We start from the raw sequence: 19,730 nt of genomic DNA on the forward strand, positions 1-19,730 counted from the left end.
GGACGTGTCACCTCAGACATCCCCGAGGAAGAGGTGATTGAGCCGTCGGGTGGCAGGCCACGGCACCGTCACCGGATTGCGTTCGTTCGCACCGCGTTCCACGAGTTTGGCCTGGACATCCTCGTCCAGTTGCAGGTGGTCGAGGATCACCCGCACGGCATGTTCGATGCCCAGGTAGCTGTAGGGCAGGACGGACAGCGCGCGGTATGCCGCAAAGGGTTTGGCGGCCGGATTCAACTGCACCACCGCGGGCAGCCGCGACCATTCGCTGGGCCACGGGTCGTTCCACGGCACCGGCGCGGCCACCACCGCCCCCTCGTTGCGAATCATGCCCAGCCGCAACAACTGCCAGATCGAGGCGAGGAACGGGCACGACCACAGGATCCGTTCCACCTGCGCACCCGCCACCTCCTCGAGCTGGCGGCTCCACAGCTGCACATCCAGGAAGATGGAGTGATTGCGCGCGCCGAACTCCTCCGGCGGTCGGTAACGCGCGATCCGCATCGCCTGTCCGGCATCGTATTCCGAGGACCGGCGGCCATTGCACAGCCAGCCGGACTCCACCGTCGGTGGGCGGCGGCCGGTGCCGTCGCGCTCCGGCTCGGCGACGATGCGGGCGGACATCATTTCCGCCAGCCGGATCGGCTCGCCGATCGGCTCCCCGTCCCGGAACATCGGCACCTCGGCGCATCCGGCCTCGCGCGCCAGATAGTCGATGGGGACGTCACATTCGCGCGCGGCATCGAGCAGCTTGGTGAGGATCACCTCGGGTTCGGCCCCGGGGCGGGACTCCCGGTTGCTGCCGGTCCTGGCCCAGAAGTAGTCGTCGACCAGGAAACACGTGCTCACCCGGGCGCCCTCGCCGAATTCGGCCACGGCGGCGGCCCGCTGGGCCTCGACGATCGGGGCCACCTTGCGCAACTGCGCGTGGATGCGATCGACACCGTTGACGAGCTCGTCCATGTAGAAGTGGCCGACCTCGATGGACAGATGCGACAGCGGCTGCCCCTCCACCCGGCTGCGCTCACCGGCCTCGCTGTAGTCGGTCGCGGAACTCATCTGCGCACCTCCACCTGTTCCCAGACGGCGTCGTTCACGAGCTTCTCGGTCAAATCCCGGAACGCCGCCACCGTCGCGGCATTGGCCACATGCGCGGCCACGTCCACATCAAGGATCACCTGTTCCCGGCACTGCAGCATCGGTTCCACCGGGATCGTCCCGAGTATCCCGCTCTCGCCCATGCCGTGCCGGTTCGCCGCGCGGGTCAGGGTGTTGTGCTGTTCCTGCAGCCAGGCGGCCTGCGCCGGGCGCAATCCGGGGGCCGCGTTGAGTTCCGGCACGGCCGTGCGGACGAAACGCAGCGAGGTCATCAGCTCGGTCCGGTCGTGCCCCCACACCTCACCGGTGGCCAGCACGCCGTTCTCGTCGTGCACCAGACCGCGGGCCGCGGCGATGTGCTGACGCGTCCAGCGGTGGAAGATCAGCCACCGGCACACCGCCTGCGCCAGCTGCGGACGCTTGGTCGCACTCAGCGCCAGCGCCAGCGCGATCGAGCGTCCGGCGCTCAGGTCCACGAACGTGATGTCGAATTCCTGCTCGCAGGTGGCGAACAGGGCCGCACAGCGGTCGATCATCCAGTCGTCGAGCGTGGTGAACTCCGAACCGCCGAGGTCGCCGGGGAACAGCACCAGTCGCCCGGACGGGTGCCGGGAGCGGCTGAGCTCCAGGCGATCGGTCTCCGAGCGCACGCTCAGGCGGGCGGGCGTCCCGTTCTCGTCGAGCAGGAACGCGTGCAGGCCCGAGCCGTCGCGCACGCCGTTGTCGATCCGGCTGATCTCGAAAGTGCCACCGGCCGTGGGCGATCCGAAATCGAAGTCCAGGTAGGCGACCTTGTAGCCCTTCATGCTCAGCCAGTACGCCATATTGCAGCTGGTGACCGAGCGGCCGGTGCCGCCCTTGTCGGAGGCGGAGAACACGAGCACGGTCACACACTCCTGGTGGCGTCGAAGCGGGCGTAGGCGAGCTCGTCCAGTTCCAGCAGGGCCTGCGAGGCGAGACTCACCGCAGTACCGGGACGTTCGTCGATGAGTTCCCGGGCCCGCTCCAAGCGCTGCTCGGCCAGCACCAGGGCGGTGCGCCCGGCGGACACGTCGACCTCGCTGAGCTCCAGCATCTCCCGATTGAGCAGGTGCTCGGCCTCCATCAACAGTTCCATGGCGCGGGTCACCGAGGTGGGCGAACGCAGCGGCGGCTCCCGGTACATGCGGGCGGCGGTCACCATGCACTCGACCACCCGCTCGGTGAGATACCAAGAGGGCAGCTGGTTTTCGGCGGTACCGAAGATGCGGCTGGGGTCGTCCCAGAGACCGGTGGCCGGGCCGGCGCGGAAGGCGCGCAGATCCAGATGATCCATGGTGGCCTGGGCCAGCGCCATCAACTGATCACGGGTCTCGACAGTGCCCGACAGCCGGGCCGCCTGCAGCGTGCGCTTCAAAAGCACGGTGGCGTAATCGGATACGGTCCACAGCAGCAGTGGGCCGTCGAGTTCCTCGCTGCCCAGCAGGCGCAGGCTCACGCCCGGGGTGTGCATGATGCGGGCCGGGTCGTCCTCGGTGAAGCGGCGGATGATCCGGCCGCGGCGGGCCAGTTCGTCGAAAATCGTTGCGGCCCGGTCCAGGTCGTCGTCATTGGCCTCGCGGTTGAGCAGATCCTGCATGAGCACCGCGGACACGATCAGACTGAAGTAGTCCGACTCCTCGCCGTCGGAGGTACGCCACGGAATGTCCTCGAGTGGCCAGCGCCCGGTTCCGAAGCGCGCCACCGCCGCCCAGTAGCGCTGCGCCAGATCCCAGCGCAGCTGCAATGCCTCGGCCAGGCGGCGCTGCTGGCCGTTGAGCAGGTCGAGTTCGCGGGTGCGGGTCGAGGTGAGGTCGTTGATGCCGTCCAGGGCGACCACCGTGAAGTGCAGGTAGGGCCGGGCGATGGCATAGCCGGTCTGATCGGCGATGGCCATGTCCACGAAATCGATGGCCGCCGCCTTGCGCACGATGGCCCAGCTCCACCCGCATTCGAACAGCATGTCCTCGCTGTCGAGATCGACGCCCTCGACCTGACTGAGGGTGGCGTCGTTGCGTAGTCGGATCCGGACCCGGTCCAGCCGGGTCTGCACCGCGTGCACCACCGCCTCGGTGGGACCGCCGGTCTGATTGAGCATGGACAGCATCGCCATCCCGGCCTCGGACTTCGGCGAGACGGTGTTGACCACGAAGCTGCGGATCAGCCCGACCATGGCGGCGGTGAGCCGGACATTGACGCGGGCATCGAGCGCCTCGATGCGGGGCAGCACCTCCACCGCGAGGCGGGTGCGGCGGCCCACCGCCAGCTCGGCGACCGGACCGCGGAAGCCGCGCAGGAACTTCAACGCCGCCAGACACAGGGTCAGCGACATGGAATAGGAGTCGACCACATCCAGCGCGCGCTGCTCGACGGTCGGTTCGCCGCCGTCGGAGGAGGCCAGGTAGCTGCCCGCCGCGAAGATCGGCAGTTCGTCGGGGCCGCCGGCTTCCCCCTCGGTGTGCCGGTCGATGTACTGCTCGAGCAGCCACACCACCCGCTCGCCGATGCGCAGGCCGCTGTCACCCAGCGGGGAGAGCACCGCGCGAATGTCGTCGGCGATCTCGTCCGGACGTTCCAGCCCGAACCCGTCGATCTCGGTGGCCGGATACAGCAGGCACAGCAGCTGTTCGGCGTCGCTGATCGAGTTCGAGCCGTTGCGCCCGCCCCAGACCCAGTCGTCATCCTGGTAACAGGCGGTCAGCAGCGACCGCCAGACACTGAGGATCTGTTCCCGTGGCTTGATTCTCATCGACGCCTGCCCCTGCCCTGTCGTGGCCAGCCCCGCCGGTAACGCTATGAACGAGCGCGGCTGAAACTATCATGCGCCAGGCGCGCGCACCGGGTGGAAGGCAGCCTCGAAATCGCGTCGGGCACAGCACAATATCGGGCAGATCGGGCGTGGGTCGGACGGCGATCGAGACCGCGCCGGTAGCGTCCCCGATCGTGAACACGGCGAGACGCAGACAGGCCGCGGTCGGCTATGCCCTGCTGCTGCCCAGCCTGATCGGGGTGGGCGGCTTTCTGCTGCTCCCGATCGCGGTGGTGCTGTGGCTGAGTGTGCACAGCTGGAATCTGCTGGGGCCCATGACCTTCACCGGGTGGAGCAACTGGCGGTCGGTGCTGAGCGACCGCCAGTTCGGGCATTCGATTCTGGTCACGCTGGCGCTGACGGCGATCGTGGTGCCGGTGCAGACGACGCTCGGCTTCGCGGTGGCCGCGCTGGTCGCCGGGCGCGGACGCGGCGGGACCGTGCTGCGGGTGATCTACGCGCTGCCGTGGATGTGCGCGCCGGTGGCGGTCGGCGTGGTGTGGCAGTGGATCTTCGCGCCCACCGGCGGGGCATTGAACGCGCTGCTGGGACGGCGGATCGAATGGTTGAGCTCGCCGACGTTGGCGCTGCCCTCGGCCGCATCGGTGATCATCTGGATGAATGTCGGGTATGTGGCCTTGTTCTTCGTGGCGGGGATCCGGGCCATACCCGCGGAGATCCTGGACGCGGGCGCGCTGGACGGGGCCGACGGCTGGCGCCGGATTCGGTGGCTGATGCTGCCGCTGCTGCGGCCGACCATGTTCTTCGTGCTGGTCACCGGGGTGCTGAGCGTATTCCAGACCTTCGACGCGGTATACGCCCTGACGCGGGGCGGGCCGGATCACCGCACGGATGTGGTTGGCATGCGGATCTATTCGGAGGCGTTCGAGGCCGCGCATCCGGGGCGTGCGGCGGTCATGGCGGTGGTGGTGTTCGCGGTCATGTTCGTGATCACGGTGGCGCAGCATCGGTACTTCCGGGATCGGACCAGCTATGGGTACTGAGCGATGGCTACGGACCGCAGCTGCGTACGCGGTGCTGATCCTGGGTGCGCTGGTGACGGTCGCGCCGCTGGTGTTGAGCGCCATGACGGCGGTGAAGACGCCTGCGCAGTTCGCGAGCGAATCCGCGCTGGCCACACCGCATCCCGCCACCCTCGACAACTTCCGGACGGTGCTGGATCAGGGACTCGGCCGCGCGGTGCTGGTGACCGCGCTGATGACCGTCTGCATCACCGCCGGACAGCTGCTGGTGTCGATCATGGCCGCATACGCGTTCGCGCGCACCGACTTTCCCGGCCGCGATGTGCTGTTCTGGGTCTATCTCGGCACCATGATGGTGCCGAGCGCGGTCACGCTGGTGCCGCTGTATCTGATGTTCGCGAAACTGGGCTGGCTCAATACGTTCTGGGCGTTGGTGCTGCCGTTCCTGTTCGGGTCGCCGTACGCGATCTTCCTGCTGCGCCAGTACTTCCGGGCGATTCCGGGGGAGATCATCGACGCCGCGCGGGTGGACGGAGCCGCCACCCTCGACATCCTGGTGAGCGTGGTGGTGCCGATGAGCCGCCCGATCCTGGCCACGCTCACCATCATCACCGTGGTGTCGCAGTGGAACAGTTTCATGTGGCCGCTGGTCGCCGCCTCCGGACCGAAATGGCAGGTGCTGACCGTGGCCACCGCGAATCTGCAGACGCAGTACAACGCGCAGTGGACGCTGATCATGGCCGCCACCACCCTGGCCATCGCACCGCTGGTGGTGCTGTTCGTGGTGTTCCAGCGGCAGGTGCTGCGGTCCGTCGCGGTGACGGGGCTGAAATGAAGACGGGGTGGGCGGTGCCGATCAAGGACTCGACCCGCGCGGTGCTCGGCATCGCCGCGGTGGCCGTTGTGCTGGTGGCGGCGGTGCTGTGGCTCGGGCGCGATACCGAGGGCGGTGGGCGCACGGTGGTGCGGCTGCGGATCTGGGATCAGAGTTTCGTGTCGGCCTACCGGGCCTCGCTCGACGAGTTCGAACGCGCCAATCCGGATCTGGAGGTGCGGATCACGCTGGTGCCGTGGGCTTCCTACCAGCAGAAGCTGCGACTGGACGTGGCGGGCGGGATCGCCGACGACCTGTTCTGGACCAATCTCTACGAGGACTATGCCGACAGCGGGCACCTGATGGACATCGGGGCGGCGCTGGGACCGCAGGCGGCGCAGGGCTGGGATCCCCAGGCAGTCCGGCAGTACACCCGAGGCGGAAAGCTCTGGGCGGTACCGCAATTCGTGGACGGCGGCACGGCGATGTACGTCAACCTGGACCTGCTGGCCCGGGCGGGAGTCGATCCCGCCGAGCTCGCGGCGGCCCGGTGGAGCCCGGATCCGGGCTCGGACACCTTCCGGCCGCTGCTGCGCCGGCTGGCGGCCGGATCCGCCTGGCCGTACAACGCGGCCAACGACTTTCAATCCATCACACTGCCGTATCTGGGGTCGGCAGGCGGGCAGTTGCAAGCCGACGGGCGGTTCGCCTTCGACTCCCCGCAGGGGCGGGATGCCTTCGGATACACGGTCGGGCTGGTCGCCGACGGGCTCTCGCCCTCGGCCGCCGACACCAATACCAGCGGCGACTTCACCAAGAATGCTTTTCTGCAGGGCCGCATGGCGCTGTTTCAGTCCGGCACCTTCAACCTGGCCACCGTCGCGCAGCAGACCCGATTCCATTGGGGGCTGGCCATGATTCCCGCGGGACCCGCCGGGCGGGTGAGCGCCGACAATGCCATCGGGGTCGCCGGCAACGCCGCCACCGCGCATCCGGCCGCAGTGCGGCGGGTGCTGGCCTGGCTGGGCAGTGCGGCCGGTAATCGCTACCTCGGCCTGGCGGGAGCCACGATTCCGGCGGTGGTCAGCGAGCAGCAGGAGTACCGCGACTACTGGGCCGGACACGGCGTCGACGTGTCGCCGTTCTTCGATGTGTTGCGCGGCAACGAGATCGGGGCCGGTGGCGGGCCCGGATTCCCGGCCGCCCTGCAAGCGATGACGCCCATTCTCGACGAGATGTACCTGCGCCGGATCCCGGTTGCCGAGGCGCTCACCCGCGCACAGCGGGCAGGAGACACAGCGGCCGCCCAGCAGTGAGCGCTCAGATCCTGCTGTGGTCGGTGTAGGGCGTCCGCGGGCCGAACTTCGGCTTGTGCACGAAACCGGCCAGGCCGAGCAGTCGCACCGCCCGATACCGGTGCGGGCGCAGGGGTTCGAGGTACTCGACCATCGCGTCATCGTCGATCGGCTTGCCCAGCAGGGTCCAGCCGACGGTCGCCGCGAGATGAAAATCGCCGACCGACAGGGCATCCGCGTCACCGAAGGCGCGCTGCGCGATCTCGGCGGCGGTCCATACCCCGATCCCCGGCACGGTGCGCAGGCGCTGTGCCGCCTCGGCATGATCCAGCGCCGCCGCCTGTTCCAGCTTCGGTGCGATACGGGCCGCCAGCACAATGGTTTTCGAGCGCTGCGGTTCCACATTGGCGCGGTGGTAGACCCAGGACGGGATGTGCCGCCACGTCTCGGCGTCCGGCATCACGCGCAGCCCCTCGGGGGCCGGGCCGGGCGCGGGAGTTCCGTAGCGCCACACCAGTTTCCGCCAGGATGCGTGCGCGGTCCGGGTGTGCACCTTTTGTTCCAGCACCGCCGGGACCAGGGCCTCCCACACCAGGCCGGTGCGCAGCATGCGCAGCCCCGGATTGCGGCGGTGCGCCTCGGCCACCTTGGGATGGTCGGGGGTGAAGTCGCTGACGTCCTCGTCGAGGCACAGCATCGCGGGCAGCTGCTGCAGGAACTCCTCCGCACCCGGACCCCAGGCGCGGGCCTCGACGGTGTTCCGGTCGGCCTGCCGCAGCCGGAAGGTGACCTCGCCCGAGGGCATGCGGGAGGCGTGCCAGTGCGCGCCGTCCGGGGTTTCGCGGTGACAGGGATCACCGAGGCCGCGACGCAGCGGAGAGATGGTGGCGGCCAGATCGATCGGCCGGGCGCTGGATACGGTCCGGTTTTGCGCGCCGGACACCGCACTGGTCGGTGCGGGAGGCGCTGAAGTCACCGCGCCATTCTATTTGGTAACGCGACGGGCGAGGACGCCGATCATCTGCTCGATCGGCAAATGTTCGGCATTGCAAGATGAGGGAAGGGCACCTGCCCCACATCCATACCGGATGGGGCAGGTGCCCTTCATTTTCACGGAGCGGGGGCGTCCAGCAGGAATTGAGCGAGGTGCCGGGAGGAATGTCCGGCGAGCTGCGCGGCCTGGGTGCGGCAGGAGAAGCCGTCGGCGAGCAGGATCGAGTTTTCCGGTGCCGCGCGCAGCACCGGAAGCAGGCCGTTCTCGGCCACCGCGACCGAGACGTCGTAGTGGCCGCGCTGCATTCCGAAATTTCCGGCAAGTCCACAGCATCCGGATATTTCGGTCACCGTGGCGCCGGTGCGCCGCAGAATTCGGCGGTCGGCCTCGAAACCGAGCACCGCATGCTGATGGCAGTGCGGTTGGACCACGACGGTGTGCCCGGTGCGGTCCGGCGGCCGCCAATCGGGCTGGGTCTCCAGGAATTCGGCCAGGGTCACGATTGCGGCCGCCACCGCGGCGGCGCGTGGGTCATCCGGTATCAAGCGGGGGAGATCCTCGCGCAGGGCGGCCGTGCACGACGGTTCCAGGCCGAGCACCACGCCGCCCGCGCGGACGTGGGCGTCCAGGGCATCGACGGTGGCGCGCAGTCGCTTTCGCGCCGCATCCAGCTGTCCGGTGCTGATCCAGGTCAAGCCGCAGCACACCTGACGGTCCGGGATGGTCACCCGATGGCCCAGCGATTCGATCAATTCCACGGCGGCACCGGCGATCTCGGGATCGAAGGCGTCGGTGAAGGTGTCGAGCCACAGCAGGACGCCGGTCCCGCCACCGGTCGCCACCCGCGCCGAACGCCGGAAACTCGTGGGTGCCAGGCGCGGCACCTCGCGACGGGGATCCATGCCTGCCGCCCGCAGCCCCAGTGTGCGCAGCGGGGCGACGGAACTCAGGGCATTCGCCAGCCGGGGCAGCCGTGTGGCCGCGCCGAGCCAGCGCGGCAGCGCGCCCAGGGAGTAGTGATCGATCGGCCGGATCCGACGGCGGTAGTGGCGATACAGCGTCTCGGACTTGTAGGTGGCCATATCGACCCCGGCGGGGCAGTCGGATCCACATGCCTTGCAGGACAGGCACAGATCCAGTGATTCGGCGACGGCGGCCGAACGCGGATCGAGGGCTCCGCGCACGACCTCCTGCAGCACCCGGGCACGACCCCGGGTGCTGTCCTTCTCATCGGCGGTGGCCAGATACGACGGACACATGAAGCCGCCGGACGCGCTGGTATCGGCGCGGCACTTGCCGACACCGACGCAGCGATGCACGGCCGTAGCCAGGTCGCCGTCGGCGGGGAAGGCGAAACCGCCGACGGTCGGCAGCGGGCGCAGGCCCGCCAACCGCAGGTCGGCGTCGACGGGTCGCGGGTGCACGAGCACACCGGGATTGAGGACGTCGCCGGGATCGAAGAGGCGCTTGAATTCGGCGAAGGCGTCCAGCGCCTGCTCGGAGTACATGTGCCGCAACAGTTCCGAGCGGGCCCGGCCGTCGCCGTGCTCGCCCGAGAGGGAGCCACCGAACTTCACCACCTGCCGGGCGGCGTCCTCGAGGAAGGCCCGGAAGCGTTGCGGGGCATCGGCTATCGGCAGATCCAGGCGGACATGGATGCAGCCGTCCCCGAAATGGCCGTAGAGCAGGCCGTCCAGGCCGTGCTCGCGGGTGAGGTCGGCGAAGTCGCGCAGGTAGTCGCCGAGCCGCTCCGGCGGCACGGCGGCGTCCTCCCAGCCGGGCCAGGCCGGATGGCCGTCCGGGGTGCGACCGGCCAGGCCCGCACCGTCGGCGCGAATTCCCCACAACGCCTTCGCCTCCGCGGGGTCCGGGACCAATCGGGAATCCAGCGCGTGCACGGTCGTGCGCAGGTGCTCGGCGCGCTCGTGCGCCGCCTGCGGTGTGCCGCCGTCGATTTCGACGAGCAGCCAGCCACCGCCGCGCGGCAGTTCCGGCACCGCGCCGCGATGGGTGCGCACCACCTCGACCAGCCGGGCGTCCATGCCTTCCACCGCGAGCGGACGGACCGCCATGACCGCGGCGATATCGTCGGCGGCCGTGGGCATATCGGGGTATCCGAGCACCACGAGCACCGTCGCGGCGGGAATCGGGACCAGCTCCACCGTGGCTTCCAGCAGCAGCCCGCAGGTGCCCTCGGTGCCGACGAAGGCGCGCGCCACCGACGAACCACGTTCCGGTAGTAGATGTTCGAGCGCATAGCCGGATGCCTGCCGCTCGAACCGGCCCAGTTCGGTGCGGATCAGGGCCAGGTGTGCGCGGGTGAAATCGGCCAGGCCCGGGATGACGGTGAGATCGCCACCGAGCTCGCGTTCGACACCCCGCCCGTCGAGAATCCGTAACTCCCGCACCGCATCCGAAGTGCGCCCCCAGGCCACGGCGTGCGGCCCGCACGCATTGTTGCCGATCATCCCGCCCAGCGTGCACCGGTTCTGCGTGGACGGATCCGGTCCCAGCCGTAGCCCGCGCGCCCCGGCGCGCCGCTGCAACGAGGACTGCACCACGCCGGGCTGCACCCGGGCGATCCGCCGCTCGGGGTTCAGTTCGAGGATCGCGTTCATGTGACGGGAAAAGTCCAGCACCAGCCCCGGTCCGACGGCATTGCCCGCCACCGAGGTTCCCGCGCCGCGCGCGGTCACCGCCAGCCCCTCCACCCGAGCCAGATCCAGGGCGGCGCTCACATCGGCGGCATCACGCGGGAAAACGACCGCGCGCGGCAGCACCCGATAATTGGAGGCATCCGAGGAGTACTCGGCACGCCGCCGGGCATCGGTGTCGACCTCGCCGGTGATCGCCCCGCGCAACGTTCGCTCCCACGCCTCGCTCACGCCCCAACCCTAGGCGGGCGGCCGCTGGATTTCGCTCAGCGCGAACCACTGTGCCGGGCGGATGGGCTTGATCTGAACCTTTGTTGAGGTCTTAGTGTCGGTGGTGCAGGGTTCGATAGAACCCGAATGTGAGGAGCGGGGATGAGTATCGAATCCGTGGCGATGAGCCAGCTGTACCGGCAGATGAACGCGCCCACCGAGCAGCGGCCGTTCCGGCTGGTGACGGCGCGCCGGATTCTGGACTTCGCGCGCCCGCATCATCGGCGGCTGGTGGCGTTCCTGGTGTTCAGTATCGCTTCGGCGCTGCTGGCGGTGGCCACGCCGGTACTGGCCGGGCGGGTGGTGGATGCCATCGTCGGGCACGGCGCACCGCGCACGGTGATCACGCTGGCCGCCATCATTGCGGCGGTCGCGGTGCTGGACTCCGGTCTGGGCATCGTCATCCGCTGGCTGTCGGCGCGCATCGGGGAGGGGCTCATCTTCGATCTGCGCACCGCGGTGTTCGACCACGTCCAGAAGATGCCCATCGCCTTCTTCACGCGCACCCGGACCGGCGCATTGGTGAGCCGGTTGAACAACGACGTCATCGGGGCGCAACGGGCGTTCAGCACCACCCTCTCCGGCGTGGTCACCAATGTGGTGACCCTCGCGCTCACCCTCGCGGTGATGCTGCGGCTGTCCTGGCAGATCACCCTGCTCGCTCTGGTGCTGTTGCCGGTCTTCGTGATCCCCGCACGGCGCATGGGTGAGCGCATCGCCGGAATCCAGCGCGAGGCGGCCGGGCTCAACGCGTCCATGAGCACCCAGATGACCGAGCGGTTCTCCGCGCCCGGCGCGACCCTGGTGAAGCTGTTCGGCCGCCCGCGCCAGGAATCCTCGGAGTTCGGCCTGCGCGCCGGGCGGGTGCGCGATATCGGCGTCCGCACGGCCATGCTGCAGACCGTGTTCGTCACCGCGCTGACGCTGGTGTCCGCGCTCGCGCTGGCGCTGGTCTACGGGCTCGGCGGCTACCTCGCGCTGAAGGGGCAGCTGGAACCCGGTGCGGTGGTGGCGCTTTCGCTGCTGCTCACCCGGCTGTACTCGCCGCTCACCGCGCTGGCCAGCGCCCGGGTGGATGTGATGTCGGCGCTGGTGAGCTTCGAGCGGGTCTTCGAGATCCTGGATCTGAAGCCGCTGATCGAGGATTCGCCACTGGCGGTGCCGGTGCCCGCCGGCCCGATCGCGGTGGAGCTCGACGAGGTCAGCTTCGGCTACCCGTCGGCGGACAAGGTGTCGCTGGCCTCGCTCGAGGATGTCGCCACGCTCGACACCCGCGGCGGTGAGGAAGTGCTGCACCAGGTCTCGCTGCGCGCCGAACCCGGGCAGCTGGTGGCGTTGGTCGGCTCCTCCGGAGCCGGGAAATCCACCATCGCGCAGTTGGTTTCGCGCCTCTATGACGTGGACTCCGGTGCGGTGTTGCTGGGCGGCAAGGATGTGCGGGAGCTGACCGCGCAGTCCATCCAGGACACCGTCGGCCTGGTCACCCAGGACGGGCACCTCTTCCACGACAGCATTCGCGGGAATCTGCTGCTGGCCCGCCCGGAGGCCACCGAGGCCGAACTCTGGGATGCGCTGGAGCGGGCCCGGTTGCGCGATCTCCTCGAATCGCTGCCCGACGGGCTGGACACCGTGGTCGGCGAGCGCGGCTACCGGCTCTCCGGTGGTGAGCGCCAGCGCCTGACCATTGCCCGGCTGCTGCTCAAGCAGCCGCGCGTGGTGATCCTCGACGAGGCCACCGCCTCGCTGGACTCGACGTCGGAGGCCGCGGTGCAGGAGGCGCTGGGCGAGGCGCTCGCGGGCCGTACCGCGCTGGTCATCGCGCACCGGCTGTCGACCATCCGCAATGCCGATCAGATCCTGGTGCTCGAGCACGGCCGCATCGTCGAGCGCGGCACCCATGCCGAACTGCTGGCCGCGGACGGCCGCTACACCGAGCTGTACCGCACCCAGTTCGCCGACGCGAGCCCCGCGGCGGTGTAGCGGGGTTCGGCTTGCCGAACCGGCAAAAGGAGTGGGGCTCCCGGCGCACGGACGATTAGCGTCGGGAGCATGGGATCTCATTCGCATTCGCACGGACAGACGGGCACGCACGACCACCAGCACGGCCACAGCCATGGGCACGGTCACGGCCACACCCACGACAACATCGACTGGGCGACGATGATCCCGGATCTGCAGCGGGACGATGCCATGTCGGCGGAGGCCAATGCGGAGATCGCGCGGCGACTGATCGGCTTGATTCCCGCTCGGACCGAACCGACCGTCATCGACATCGGGGCCGGTGCGGGCGGCCAGAGCGTGGCGTTCGCGCACGAACTGCTGGCCCGCGGCGGCGGCCGGCTGGTCATCGTCGATGTGGTGCCGGAACTGCTCGAGGTGGCGCAGCAGGCCGTGAAGGTCGCGCTCGCGGGCGATGATCGCGTTCGGGTGGAGACGGTGCGTGCCGATGCCGCCGCCGCGGAGTTCGGCGCGGGACTGCCCGCCGCCGATCTGGTGTGGGCCTCGCGCTCGGTCCACCATCTGCCCGATCAACAGGCGGGCACCACCCGCCTGGCCGAACTGCTGCGACCGGACGGCTGGCTGGCACTGGCCGAGGGCGGACTGGCGATGCGCTGCCTGCCCTGGGACCTCGGTGTCGGCGAGCCCGGCCTGCAGGACCGGCTGCTGGCCCAGCGCGAGGCGGGCTTCGCCCAGATGCGCACGGACATCACCGATTCCACCCCCATGCCCTACGGCTGGAATGTGGCGCTCAGCCGGGCCGGGCTGTCGGCGGTCACCTCCTTCAGCGTGCTGACCGATCATCCCGCGCCGCCCGCACCGGCCGTGCGCGACAGCGTCATCGCGTGGCTGAGCGGATTGAGCGAGCGGGTCGGGGATCGCCTCTCGGAGGCGGATCGGGCCACCCTCGCCACGTTGCTGGCCCCGGCCGCCGAGACGTATCTCGGTGCGCGCGAGGACATTTACATCCTGGGCGCGACCACGGTATTCCTGGGTCGTCGATAGTCCGTCGATAGCCTGCCCGCATGGCCGGGCACGGTCGTGATCTGGCCGTGCCCGAACCGACACCGTGTTGTGCCCGCCGACGCGGCTCCGACCTCCCGAAATGCCCTGCTATGCGGCATAATTCGAGCTCCCATGGCATATCTCAGATGATCGTTTCACATGCCGGGGGAGGAGTTTCGGTGACCCGTACCAAGGTGCAGCGGCAGACGCCCGCGACCCACGTCGACGATGTCGAGCGCATGTTCGGTGCGCGGCGACCGCAGCCCGCCACCGAAGCGCCACCCCTGACGATCAGGGTGACCGGCGGGACCCGGCGGACAGACGACGACTGGTTGGTTCCGAAAAAGCTGGTGGCCGACTGTGTTTCGGGCAAGCTGGTGGTCGACTTCACCCGGGCCCGCTGCTCGCGGCGCGAGATCGATGTGCAGGTCGAGGCGGGTGCGGGGGCCATCGTGCTGATCGTGCCGCGCGGCTGGCGGGTCGATCTGGACGGGGTCACGCCCGGCAACGGCACGGTCGCCAATCGGGTCCGGCTGCCGCGTTTTCCGGGCGCGCCGCTGATCCGGGTCGTCGGCCAGGTCGACACCGGGGTGGTGAAGGCGCGCTACGCGTACCGGTCACCCTTGCGGTGGTTACGCCGCTCGGCCTGATAAGACGGAGGGGTGACGCGCTGGCTGCTGCACGTCGACCTCGACCAATTCCAGGCCGCGGTCGAATTCCGGCGTCACCCCGAGTTACGCGGTCAGCCGGTCATCGTGGGCGGCAACGGCGATCCCGCCGAACCCCGCAAGGTGGTGTCCTGCGCGTCCTATCCGGCGCGCGCCTTCGGGGTGCGCGCCGGAATGCCGCTGCGCAATGCCGCACGGATCTGCCCGGAGGGCGTGTTCCTACCGCAGGATCTCGCGTTCTACGCCGAGGCGTCCGACGAGATCATGGCGTTGCTGCGCACCTTTCCCGGGCGGGTGGAGGTGCTGGGCTTCGACGAGGCGTTCCTGGCGGTGGACACCGACGATCCCGAGCGACTGGCCGGTGAGATCCGCTCGGCCATCGCCGAATTGGCGCTGACCTGCGCGGTCGGCATCGGGGACAACAAGACTCGCGCCAAATTGGCCACCGGATTCGCCAAGGCCGTAGGCAAGGCCGGTAAGACCGACGAACCGGCCGATCCGGAGGCCGGGACCGGTGTCTTCCGGCTCACCGCCGACAACTGGGTGGAACGGATGGCGCACCGACCCACCGGTGCGCTGTGGGGAATCGGCGCGCGGATCGCGAAACGGTTGAGCGGCCTGGGTATCGAGACCGTCGCGGATCTGGCGGCCGCAGACCGGAACGTGCTGGCCCAGGAGTTCGGGCCGAATACCGGCCCCTACCTGTGGGTGCTCGGCCACGGCGCGGGCGACACCGACATCGCCGAGCCACGAGAGCCGGTGGGCCACAGCCGATCCGAGACGTTTCCGCACGACCTCACCGAGCCCGCCGAGATCGATGCCGCGGTGATCCGGCTGGCCACCCAGGTGGCCGAGGAGACGGTGGCGCAGGGGCGGGGCATCGGCCGGGTCAGCGTGACGGTGCGGACCAAGACCTTCTTCACCCGCAGCAAACAGCGGAAATTGCCCGCGCCGACGGCCGATGTGGATGAGATCGTGCAGACGGCACTGCAGGTCCTGCATTCCTTCGAGCTGGATCGGCCGATCCGGCTGCTCGGGGTCCGGGTCGAATACGCCATGCTGTGATCAGGTTCCACCGACGGAAGGCATTCAAATGGACTCAGCATCGCGCAGCGATTCCCATAGGGGCGGCGGTGGGGCGACGGGTGGGCGCGACTACGAGAACATCCTGTTCGAGCACGACGGCCCGATCGCCCGCATCACGTTGAACCGGCCCAGTGCCGCCAATGGCATCGACCAGGCGCTTGCGGACGAACTGGTGCGCGCGGCGTCGTATTGCTCGGACGATCCGGCCGTGAAGGTGGTCGTGCTGACCGGGGCCGGGCGCTTCTTCTCGGCGGGCGGCGATGTCCGCGCCATGGCCGAGAGCGAGGATGCCGGTCGGTTCATCGAGAAGCTGGCGGCCACCCTGCACCACGCGGTCTCCGCGCTGGCTCGGATGGACGCACTGCTCATCGTGGCCGTGAACGGCACCGCGGCGGGCGCCGGGTTCAGCCTCGCGGTCGCGGGCGACCTGGTGGTGGCGGCCGAATCGGCCAAATTCACCATGGCGTACACCAAGATCGGGCTCAGCCCCGACGGCGGCGCCTCCTACTACCTGCCCCGCCTCATCGGCCTGCGCAAGACCCAGGACCTGATGCTCACCAACCGCACCCTGTCCGCGGCCGAGGCGCTGGAGTGGGACCTGCTGCACCGGGTCGTGCCGGATGCCGAGCTGACCGACACGGTGGAGGCGCTGGCACAGGAATTCGCCACCGGGCCCAAGGGCTCCAACGCGAATGTGAAGAAGCTGCTGCTGGTCTCGTCCCAGCACACCCTCGAGGAGCAGTTGAACACCGAGGCCGCCTTCATCACCCGCTGCGCCGAGTCGGTCGACGGGCAGGAGGGCATCGCCGCATTCACCGGCAAGCGCGCTCCCAAGTTCACCTGAGCCGGAAATTCGCCTGCGGCCGAAATTCGCCTGATCCCGGCCGCTTTCACCGATCTGACCAGCGCCTCGAGCCCTATGCTCGGGGCATGGAGTTCCAGGCGATGGTGGCACACGAAACGGACAGTGGGATCACCCTCACCCGGGAGGAAGTCACCGACGACTTCCTGATGCCGGGTGAGGTGACCATCAAGGTGCACTTCACGAGCGCCAACTACAAGGACGGACTGGCCATCACCCCGCGCGGCGGTGTGGTGCGCCAGTACCCGCTCATCCCCGGCATCGACCTCACCGGCGAGGTATTCGCCTCCACCGATCCGGAATTCGCGCCCGGCGATCTGGTGGTCGCGCACGGCTACGACATCGGGGTGGCCCATCACGGCGGTTTCGCCGAATACGCGCGCGTACCGGCCGGCTGGGTGGTGAAGCTCGACGGGCTCACCCCACGCGAGGCCGCGGCCATCGGCACCGCGGGGTACACCGCGGCGATGAGTGTGCAGGCCCTGCTGGATTCGGGTCTGACCCCCGATGCCGGGCCGGTCCTGGTGACCGGTGCGACCGGCGGTGTCGGCAGCGTGGCCGTCGACATTCTGGCCGCGCTGGGCTTCGAGGTCGTCGCCTCCACCGGGAAAATCGGTGCGAGCGAACTGCTTTCGGCACTGGGTGCGAACACCGTGATCGGGCGGCTGCCCGGCGAGGAGAAGGTCCGGGCGCTCGGCAAGGCGCAGTGGGCCGCCGCGGTCGACAGCGTCGGCGGCACCTCGCTCGCCTACATCCTCAGCTCCATCAAATACGGTGGTGCGGTCGCGGTTTCGGGGCTCACCGGCGGCTCCGACCTGCCGACCACGGTCATGCCCTTCATCCTGCGCGGGGTTTCACTGCTCGGCATCGACTCCGCGCACTTCCCGATCGCGCAGCGACGCGATCTGTGGGCCCGGCTCGCGAAGGATCTGAAGCCCCAGCATCTCTCGCTGCTGGAGAATTACGCACCGATCACCGAGGCGGAGGCCGTCCTGCATTCGATCCTGGACGGCACCCACTCCGGCCGGACGGTGCTCGGGGTCGCGGGGGAGTTCTAGCCCACTACGGCCCGGACGAGGTTGTGGTCGGAGGCCCCGGCCACATCCTCGACGGTCACGTCGCGCACCGGGATTCCGTGTCCGACCACGTGATCGATGAACTGGGATTTAGAGCCCGAATCCCGGGGGCGGGTCGGGACGGAATCCGGCGGGAACTCGCCGACCGCGTAGCCGGCTCCCAAGCCCGCGGCCAGGGCGGTCCGATCGATATTGAAGTCGCCGAGCAACACCGACGGACCCGCGACGGTGAGTTCACGCAGGCGCTTCAGCTGATCGTCGCGGCGTTCGTCACCGGTCACATGGGTGGCGGCGACGAGCAGTCCGTCGAGTTCGATCGTCAGGACACCCTTGCCACGGTCGAGGGCGAAGGATTCGGCCGCGACCGGTCGCGCGGTACCGTCGACCAGGATGACCAGATGCTCACTGCGGTCTTCCAGCACATTGGCCACTCGGCGCGGACGCGGCACCCGCGGATAGTCGAGCACATGGAATTCCCTGCCGGGCAGGGCATTCCGGAGGCTCGCGAGCTGGTCGCCGCTGACCTCCATGAGCGCGACGACCGTCTCGGTGCGGGCCGTGACCGTCGCGGTCACGGCGGCGATCCGCTTGGACTCCTCCGGCCATAGCCCGGCGATATCGCTGACCCAGTTGTCGGCGTGGACACGGTGCAGGACATTCCAGGTCGCTACGGAGATCACCACAGCACCCTATGAGATTCGCACGGACCGTGCGGGTTTCGTTCCATTCGAAAACAGTAAGGGGGTGTGGGGGCTAAGCCCCCACACCCCCTTAGGTTTCATGTGAAACAACGAAAGTTCGCTCGCCTGTTGCTCTTTCAGCCCGCCCCGGCGAGCACCTCCAGCGCGGCGGACAGGTGCGGCAGCGCGGGTGGCCCGTAGGAGGCGGCAATCTCGGCCAGCGCGCGGGCCAGGTGCGGTGCGATCCCCGCGGCCGGGAGCAACTCCTCGGCCAGCACGATCCCGCCGACGATGTGACCGGCCTTGATGCGGTGATCGCGGGTCACCTCGTAGCGCCACGAACCGATCTGCACCCGTTCGGGATCCGAGCGGAACATGGATTTGCGGGGCGGGGTTCGGGTAACTCCGGGGACGCCGGAGAAGACGTTGAACACCAGACCCAGCCCACCGGGACCGCCGAGTGCCGCATTGATGGCACCGGTGGCGGTCTCGATATCGAAGTCGGTCACGAGTCCAAACCAAGGGTGAACTGCGGGATGATCGGGTCGCCGTCACCGATGCGGCGAATCGCCGTGCCGGAGGCATAGAACTCCACCGTGTGATAACCCCAGGCGTAGTTGGAGATATCGAAGCTGACGCCGGTGACACCGGTCCCGCCGTCGCGTTCCGCCTCGGCCTGCATGCGGGACATCGACAGTTCCCGGGCCTGGTAGTTGCCCTGGGTCCACTGCGGCATCTCCATATTGCGGCCCATCTGGCTGAGCATCTGCCGGAAGCTCTGCACGGCCACGTGGAACACGCAGTTGCCCATGACGAAGGCGACCGGGGCGTAGCCGGTGCGCAGCAGCGTCACCATGTCCTGGCCGGAGAGGTGACTGGTGAACGCCTGGCCGTTCGGACGGCGGTAGCTGCCGGGGCTCTTCGTGAAGCGGACGGCCGTGCCGACCGCGATGAACTCCAGATGCTCCATGGATTCGCCGTGCTGTCGCCACTCCAGGCGGACACCCACCACGCCGTCGGCCTTGAGCGCGTCGGCCTCGGCCTGCATGCGGGACATGGCATTCCAACGGGCCCGATAGGTGGCCTCGGTCAGCACCGGGAGCTCCTGCTGCTGGCGGATGCCGGTGAACTGGAAGCCGACGTGATAGACGGATACGCCCATCACCAGATCGATGGGCTCGAAGCCCGCACCGTGCAGCAGCGCGAACTCGTTGACCGACAGGTCCGAGGTGAAGATGCGGTTCGCGTGCGAGAGACGCTCACCCGCGACCTGATCGAGCGGCTGCGGCTGGCCGGGCTGATTCGGCTGATTCGGTTGCATTGCGTTCGCCCTCCGTCGGATCCCCGATAGATCCATAACGAGGGTACGACTCGGTCTGGTTCCGGGCTTGGCGAAAAAGGAAAGGGGCCGTGCGTGTTC

The 19,730-nt window shown here is 68.9% G+C and carries 17 protein-coding genes; 9 read left to right on the forward strand and 8 right to left on the reverse strand.

Features of this window, described 5'->3' with window-relative positions; all coding sequences use genetic code 11:
- Nucleotides 1-12: 12 nt before the first annotated feature.
- From ACYVN4_RS14450 to ACYVN4_RS14460, 3 genes are read right to left on the reverse strand one after another with little or no spacing between them, the layout of a single operon-like run.
- The gene (locus ACYVN4_RS14450) at nucleotides 13-1,059 is read right to left on the reverse strand and encodes an SCO2522 family protein (protein WP_460721216.1); all 1,047 of its coding nucleotides are present in this window, start codon (nucleotides 1,057-1,059) and stop codon (nucleotides 13-15) included.
- Nucleotides 1,056-1,988 (reverse strand): SCO2523 family variant P-loop protein, encoded by a 933-nt coding sequence (locus ACYVN4_RS14455; RefSeq protein WP_460721218.1) that lies wholly within the window; start codon nucleotides 1,986-1,988, stop codon nucleotides 1,056-1,058. The genes ACYVN4_RS14450 and ACYVN4_RS14455 overlap by 4 nt, the downstream gene beginning before the upstream one ends.
- A complete protein-coding gene (locus ACYVN4_RS14460; RefSeq protein ID WP_460721220.1) occupies nucleotides 1,985-3,865 on the reverse strand; it encodes an SCO2524 family protein in 1,881 nt (626 codons plus the stop codon). The genes ACYVN4_RS14455 and ACYVN4_RS14460 overlap by 4 nt, the downstream gene beginning before the upstream one ends.
- Before the next feature lie 194 nt (nucleotides 3,866-4,059).
- Between ACYVN4_RS14460 and ACYVN4_RS14465 the strand changes: the two genes are divergently transcribed.
- From ACYVN4_RS14465 to ACYVN4_RS14475, 3 genes are read left to right on the forward strand one after another with little or no spacing between them, the layout of a single operon-like run.
- Complete coding sequence (locus ACYVN4_RS14465) at nucleotides 4,060-4,929, forward strand: carbohydrate ABC transporter permease (protein ID WP_460721222.1); 870 nt, start codon at nucleotides 4,060-4,062, stop codon at nucleotides 4,927-4,929.
- A complete protein-coding gene (locus ACYVN4_RS14470) occupies nucleotides 4,919-5,743 on the forward strand; it encodes a carbohydrate ABC transporter permease (protein WP_460721224.1) in 825 nt (274 codons plus the stop codon). Before ACYVN4_RS14465 ends, ACYVN4_RS14470 begins: the two co-directional genes overlap by 11 nt.
- A gap of 20 nt (nucleotides 5,744-5,763) precedes the next feature.
- Nucleotides 5,764-7,038, forward strand: coding sequence for an extracellular solute-binding protein (locus ACYVN4_RS14475; protein WP_460722663.1), 1,275 nt, complete (start codon nucleotides 5,764-5,766; stop codon nucleotides 7,036-7,038).
- Nucleotides 7,039-7,042: 4 nt separating this feature from the next.
- Here ACYVN4_RS14475 and ACYVN4_RS14480 read toward each other — a convergent pair whose 3' ends face one another.
- Nucleotides 7,043-7,993, reverse strand: coding sequence for a DNA-3-methyladenine glycosylase family protein (locus ACYVN4_RS14480; protein ID WP_460721226.1), 951 nt, complete (start codon nucleotides 7,991-7,993; stop codon nucleotides 7,043-7,045).
- Nucleotides 7,994-8,127: 134 nt separating this feature from the next.
- Nucleotides 8,128-10,896 (reverse strand): FAD-binding and (Fe-S)-binding domain-containing protein, encoded by a 2,769-nt coding sequence (locus tag ACYVN4_RS14485; protein WP_460721228.1) that lies wholly within the window; start codon nucleotides 10,894-10,896, stop codon nucleotides 8,128-8,130.
- 141 nt (nucleotides 10,897-11,037) lie between these two features.
- Here ACYVN4_RS14485 and ACYVN4_RS14490 point away from each other — a divergent pair, with 141 nt between their 5' ends.
- The 6 genes from ACYVN4_RS14490 (at nucleotide 11,038) to ACYVN4_RS14515 (ending at nucleotide 17,612) form a co-directional block, all read left to right on the forward strand.
- Entirely contained in the window at nucleotides 11,038-12,915 is a 1,878-nt protein-coding gene (locus ACYVN4_RS14490) for an ABC transporter ATP-binding protein (protein WP_460721230.1), read from the forward strand.
- 69 nt (nucleotides 12,916-12,984) lie between these two features.
- Nucleotides 12,985-13,938, forward strand: coding sequence for a class I SAM-dependent methyltransferase (locus ACYVN4_RS14495; protein WP_460721232.1), 954 nt, complete (start codon nucleotides 12,985-12,987; stop codon nucleotides 13,936-13,938).
- 179 nt (nucleotides 13,939-14,117) lie between these two features.
- Nucleotides 14,118-14,588: a hypothetical protein gene (locus tag ACYVN4_RS14500; RefSeq protein ID WP_460721234.1), complete on the forward strand. Its 471-nt coding sequence runs from the start codon at nucleotides 14,118-14,120 to the stop codon at nucleotides 14,586-14,588.
- A gap of 12 nt (nucleotides 14,589-14,600) precedes the next feature.
- Nucleotides 14,601-15,671: a DNA polymerase IV gene (locus ACYVN4_RS14505; protein ID WP_460721236.1), complete on the forward strand. Its 1,071-nt coding sequence runs from the start codon at nucleotides 14,601-14,603 to the stop codon at nucleotides 15,669-15,671.
- Nucleotides 15,672-15,699: 28 nt separating this feature from the next.
- The gene (locus ACYVN4_RS14510; protein ID WP_460721238.1) at nucleotides 15,700-16,536 is read left to right on the forward strand and encodes an enoyl-CoA hydratase/isomerase family protein; all 837 of its coding nucleotides are present in this window, start codon (nucleotides 15,700-15,702) and stop codon (nucleotides 16,534-16,536) included.
- Nucleotides 16,537-16,622: 86 nt separating this feature from the next.
- Entirely contained in the window at nucleotides 16,623-17,612 is a 990-nt protein-coding gene (locus tag ACYVN4_RS14515; protein ID WP_460721240.1) for an oxidoreductase, read from the forward strand.
- Here ACYVN4_RS14515 and ACYVN4_RS14520 read toward each other — a convergent pair.
- The 3 genes from ACYVN4_RS14520 to ACYVN4_RS14530 form a co-directional block, all read right to left on the reverse strand.
- Nucleotides 17,609-18,310: an endonuclease/exonuclease/phosphatase family protein gene (locus ACYVN4_RS14520; protein WP_460721242.1), complete on the reverse strand. Its 702-nt coding sequence runs from the start codon at nucleotides 18,308-18,310 to the stop codon at nucleotides 17,609-17,611. The two genes, ACYVN4_RS14515 and ACYVN4_RS14520, sit on opposite strands and share 4 nt — an antisense overlap.
- A gap of 137 nt (nucleotides 18,311-18,447) precedes the next feature.
- Nucleotides 18,448-18,819, reverse strand: a complete 372-nt coding sequence (locus ACYVN4_RS14525; protein WP_460721244.1) for a DUF5073 family protein — start codon at nucleotides 18,817-18,819, stop codon at nucleotides 18,448-18,450.
- Nucleotides 18,816-19,631, reverse strand: coding sequence for a heavy metal-binding domain-containing protein (locus ACYVN4_RS14530; protein WP_460721246.1), 816 nt, complete (start codon nucleotides 19,629-19,631; stop codon nucleotides 18,816-18,818). Before ACYVN4_RS14530 ends, ACYVN4_RS14525 begins: the two co-directional genes overlap by 4 nt.
- Nucleotides 19,632-19,730 lie beyond the last annotated feature (99 nt).

It is taken from the genome of Nocardia heshunensis (assembly GCF_054782115.1).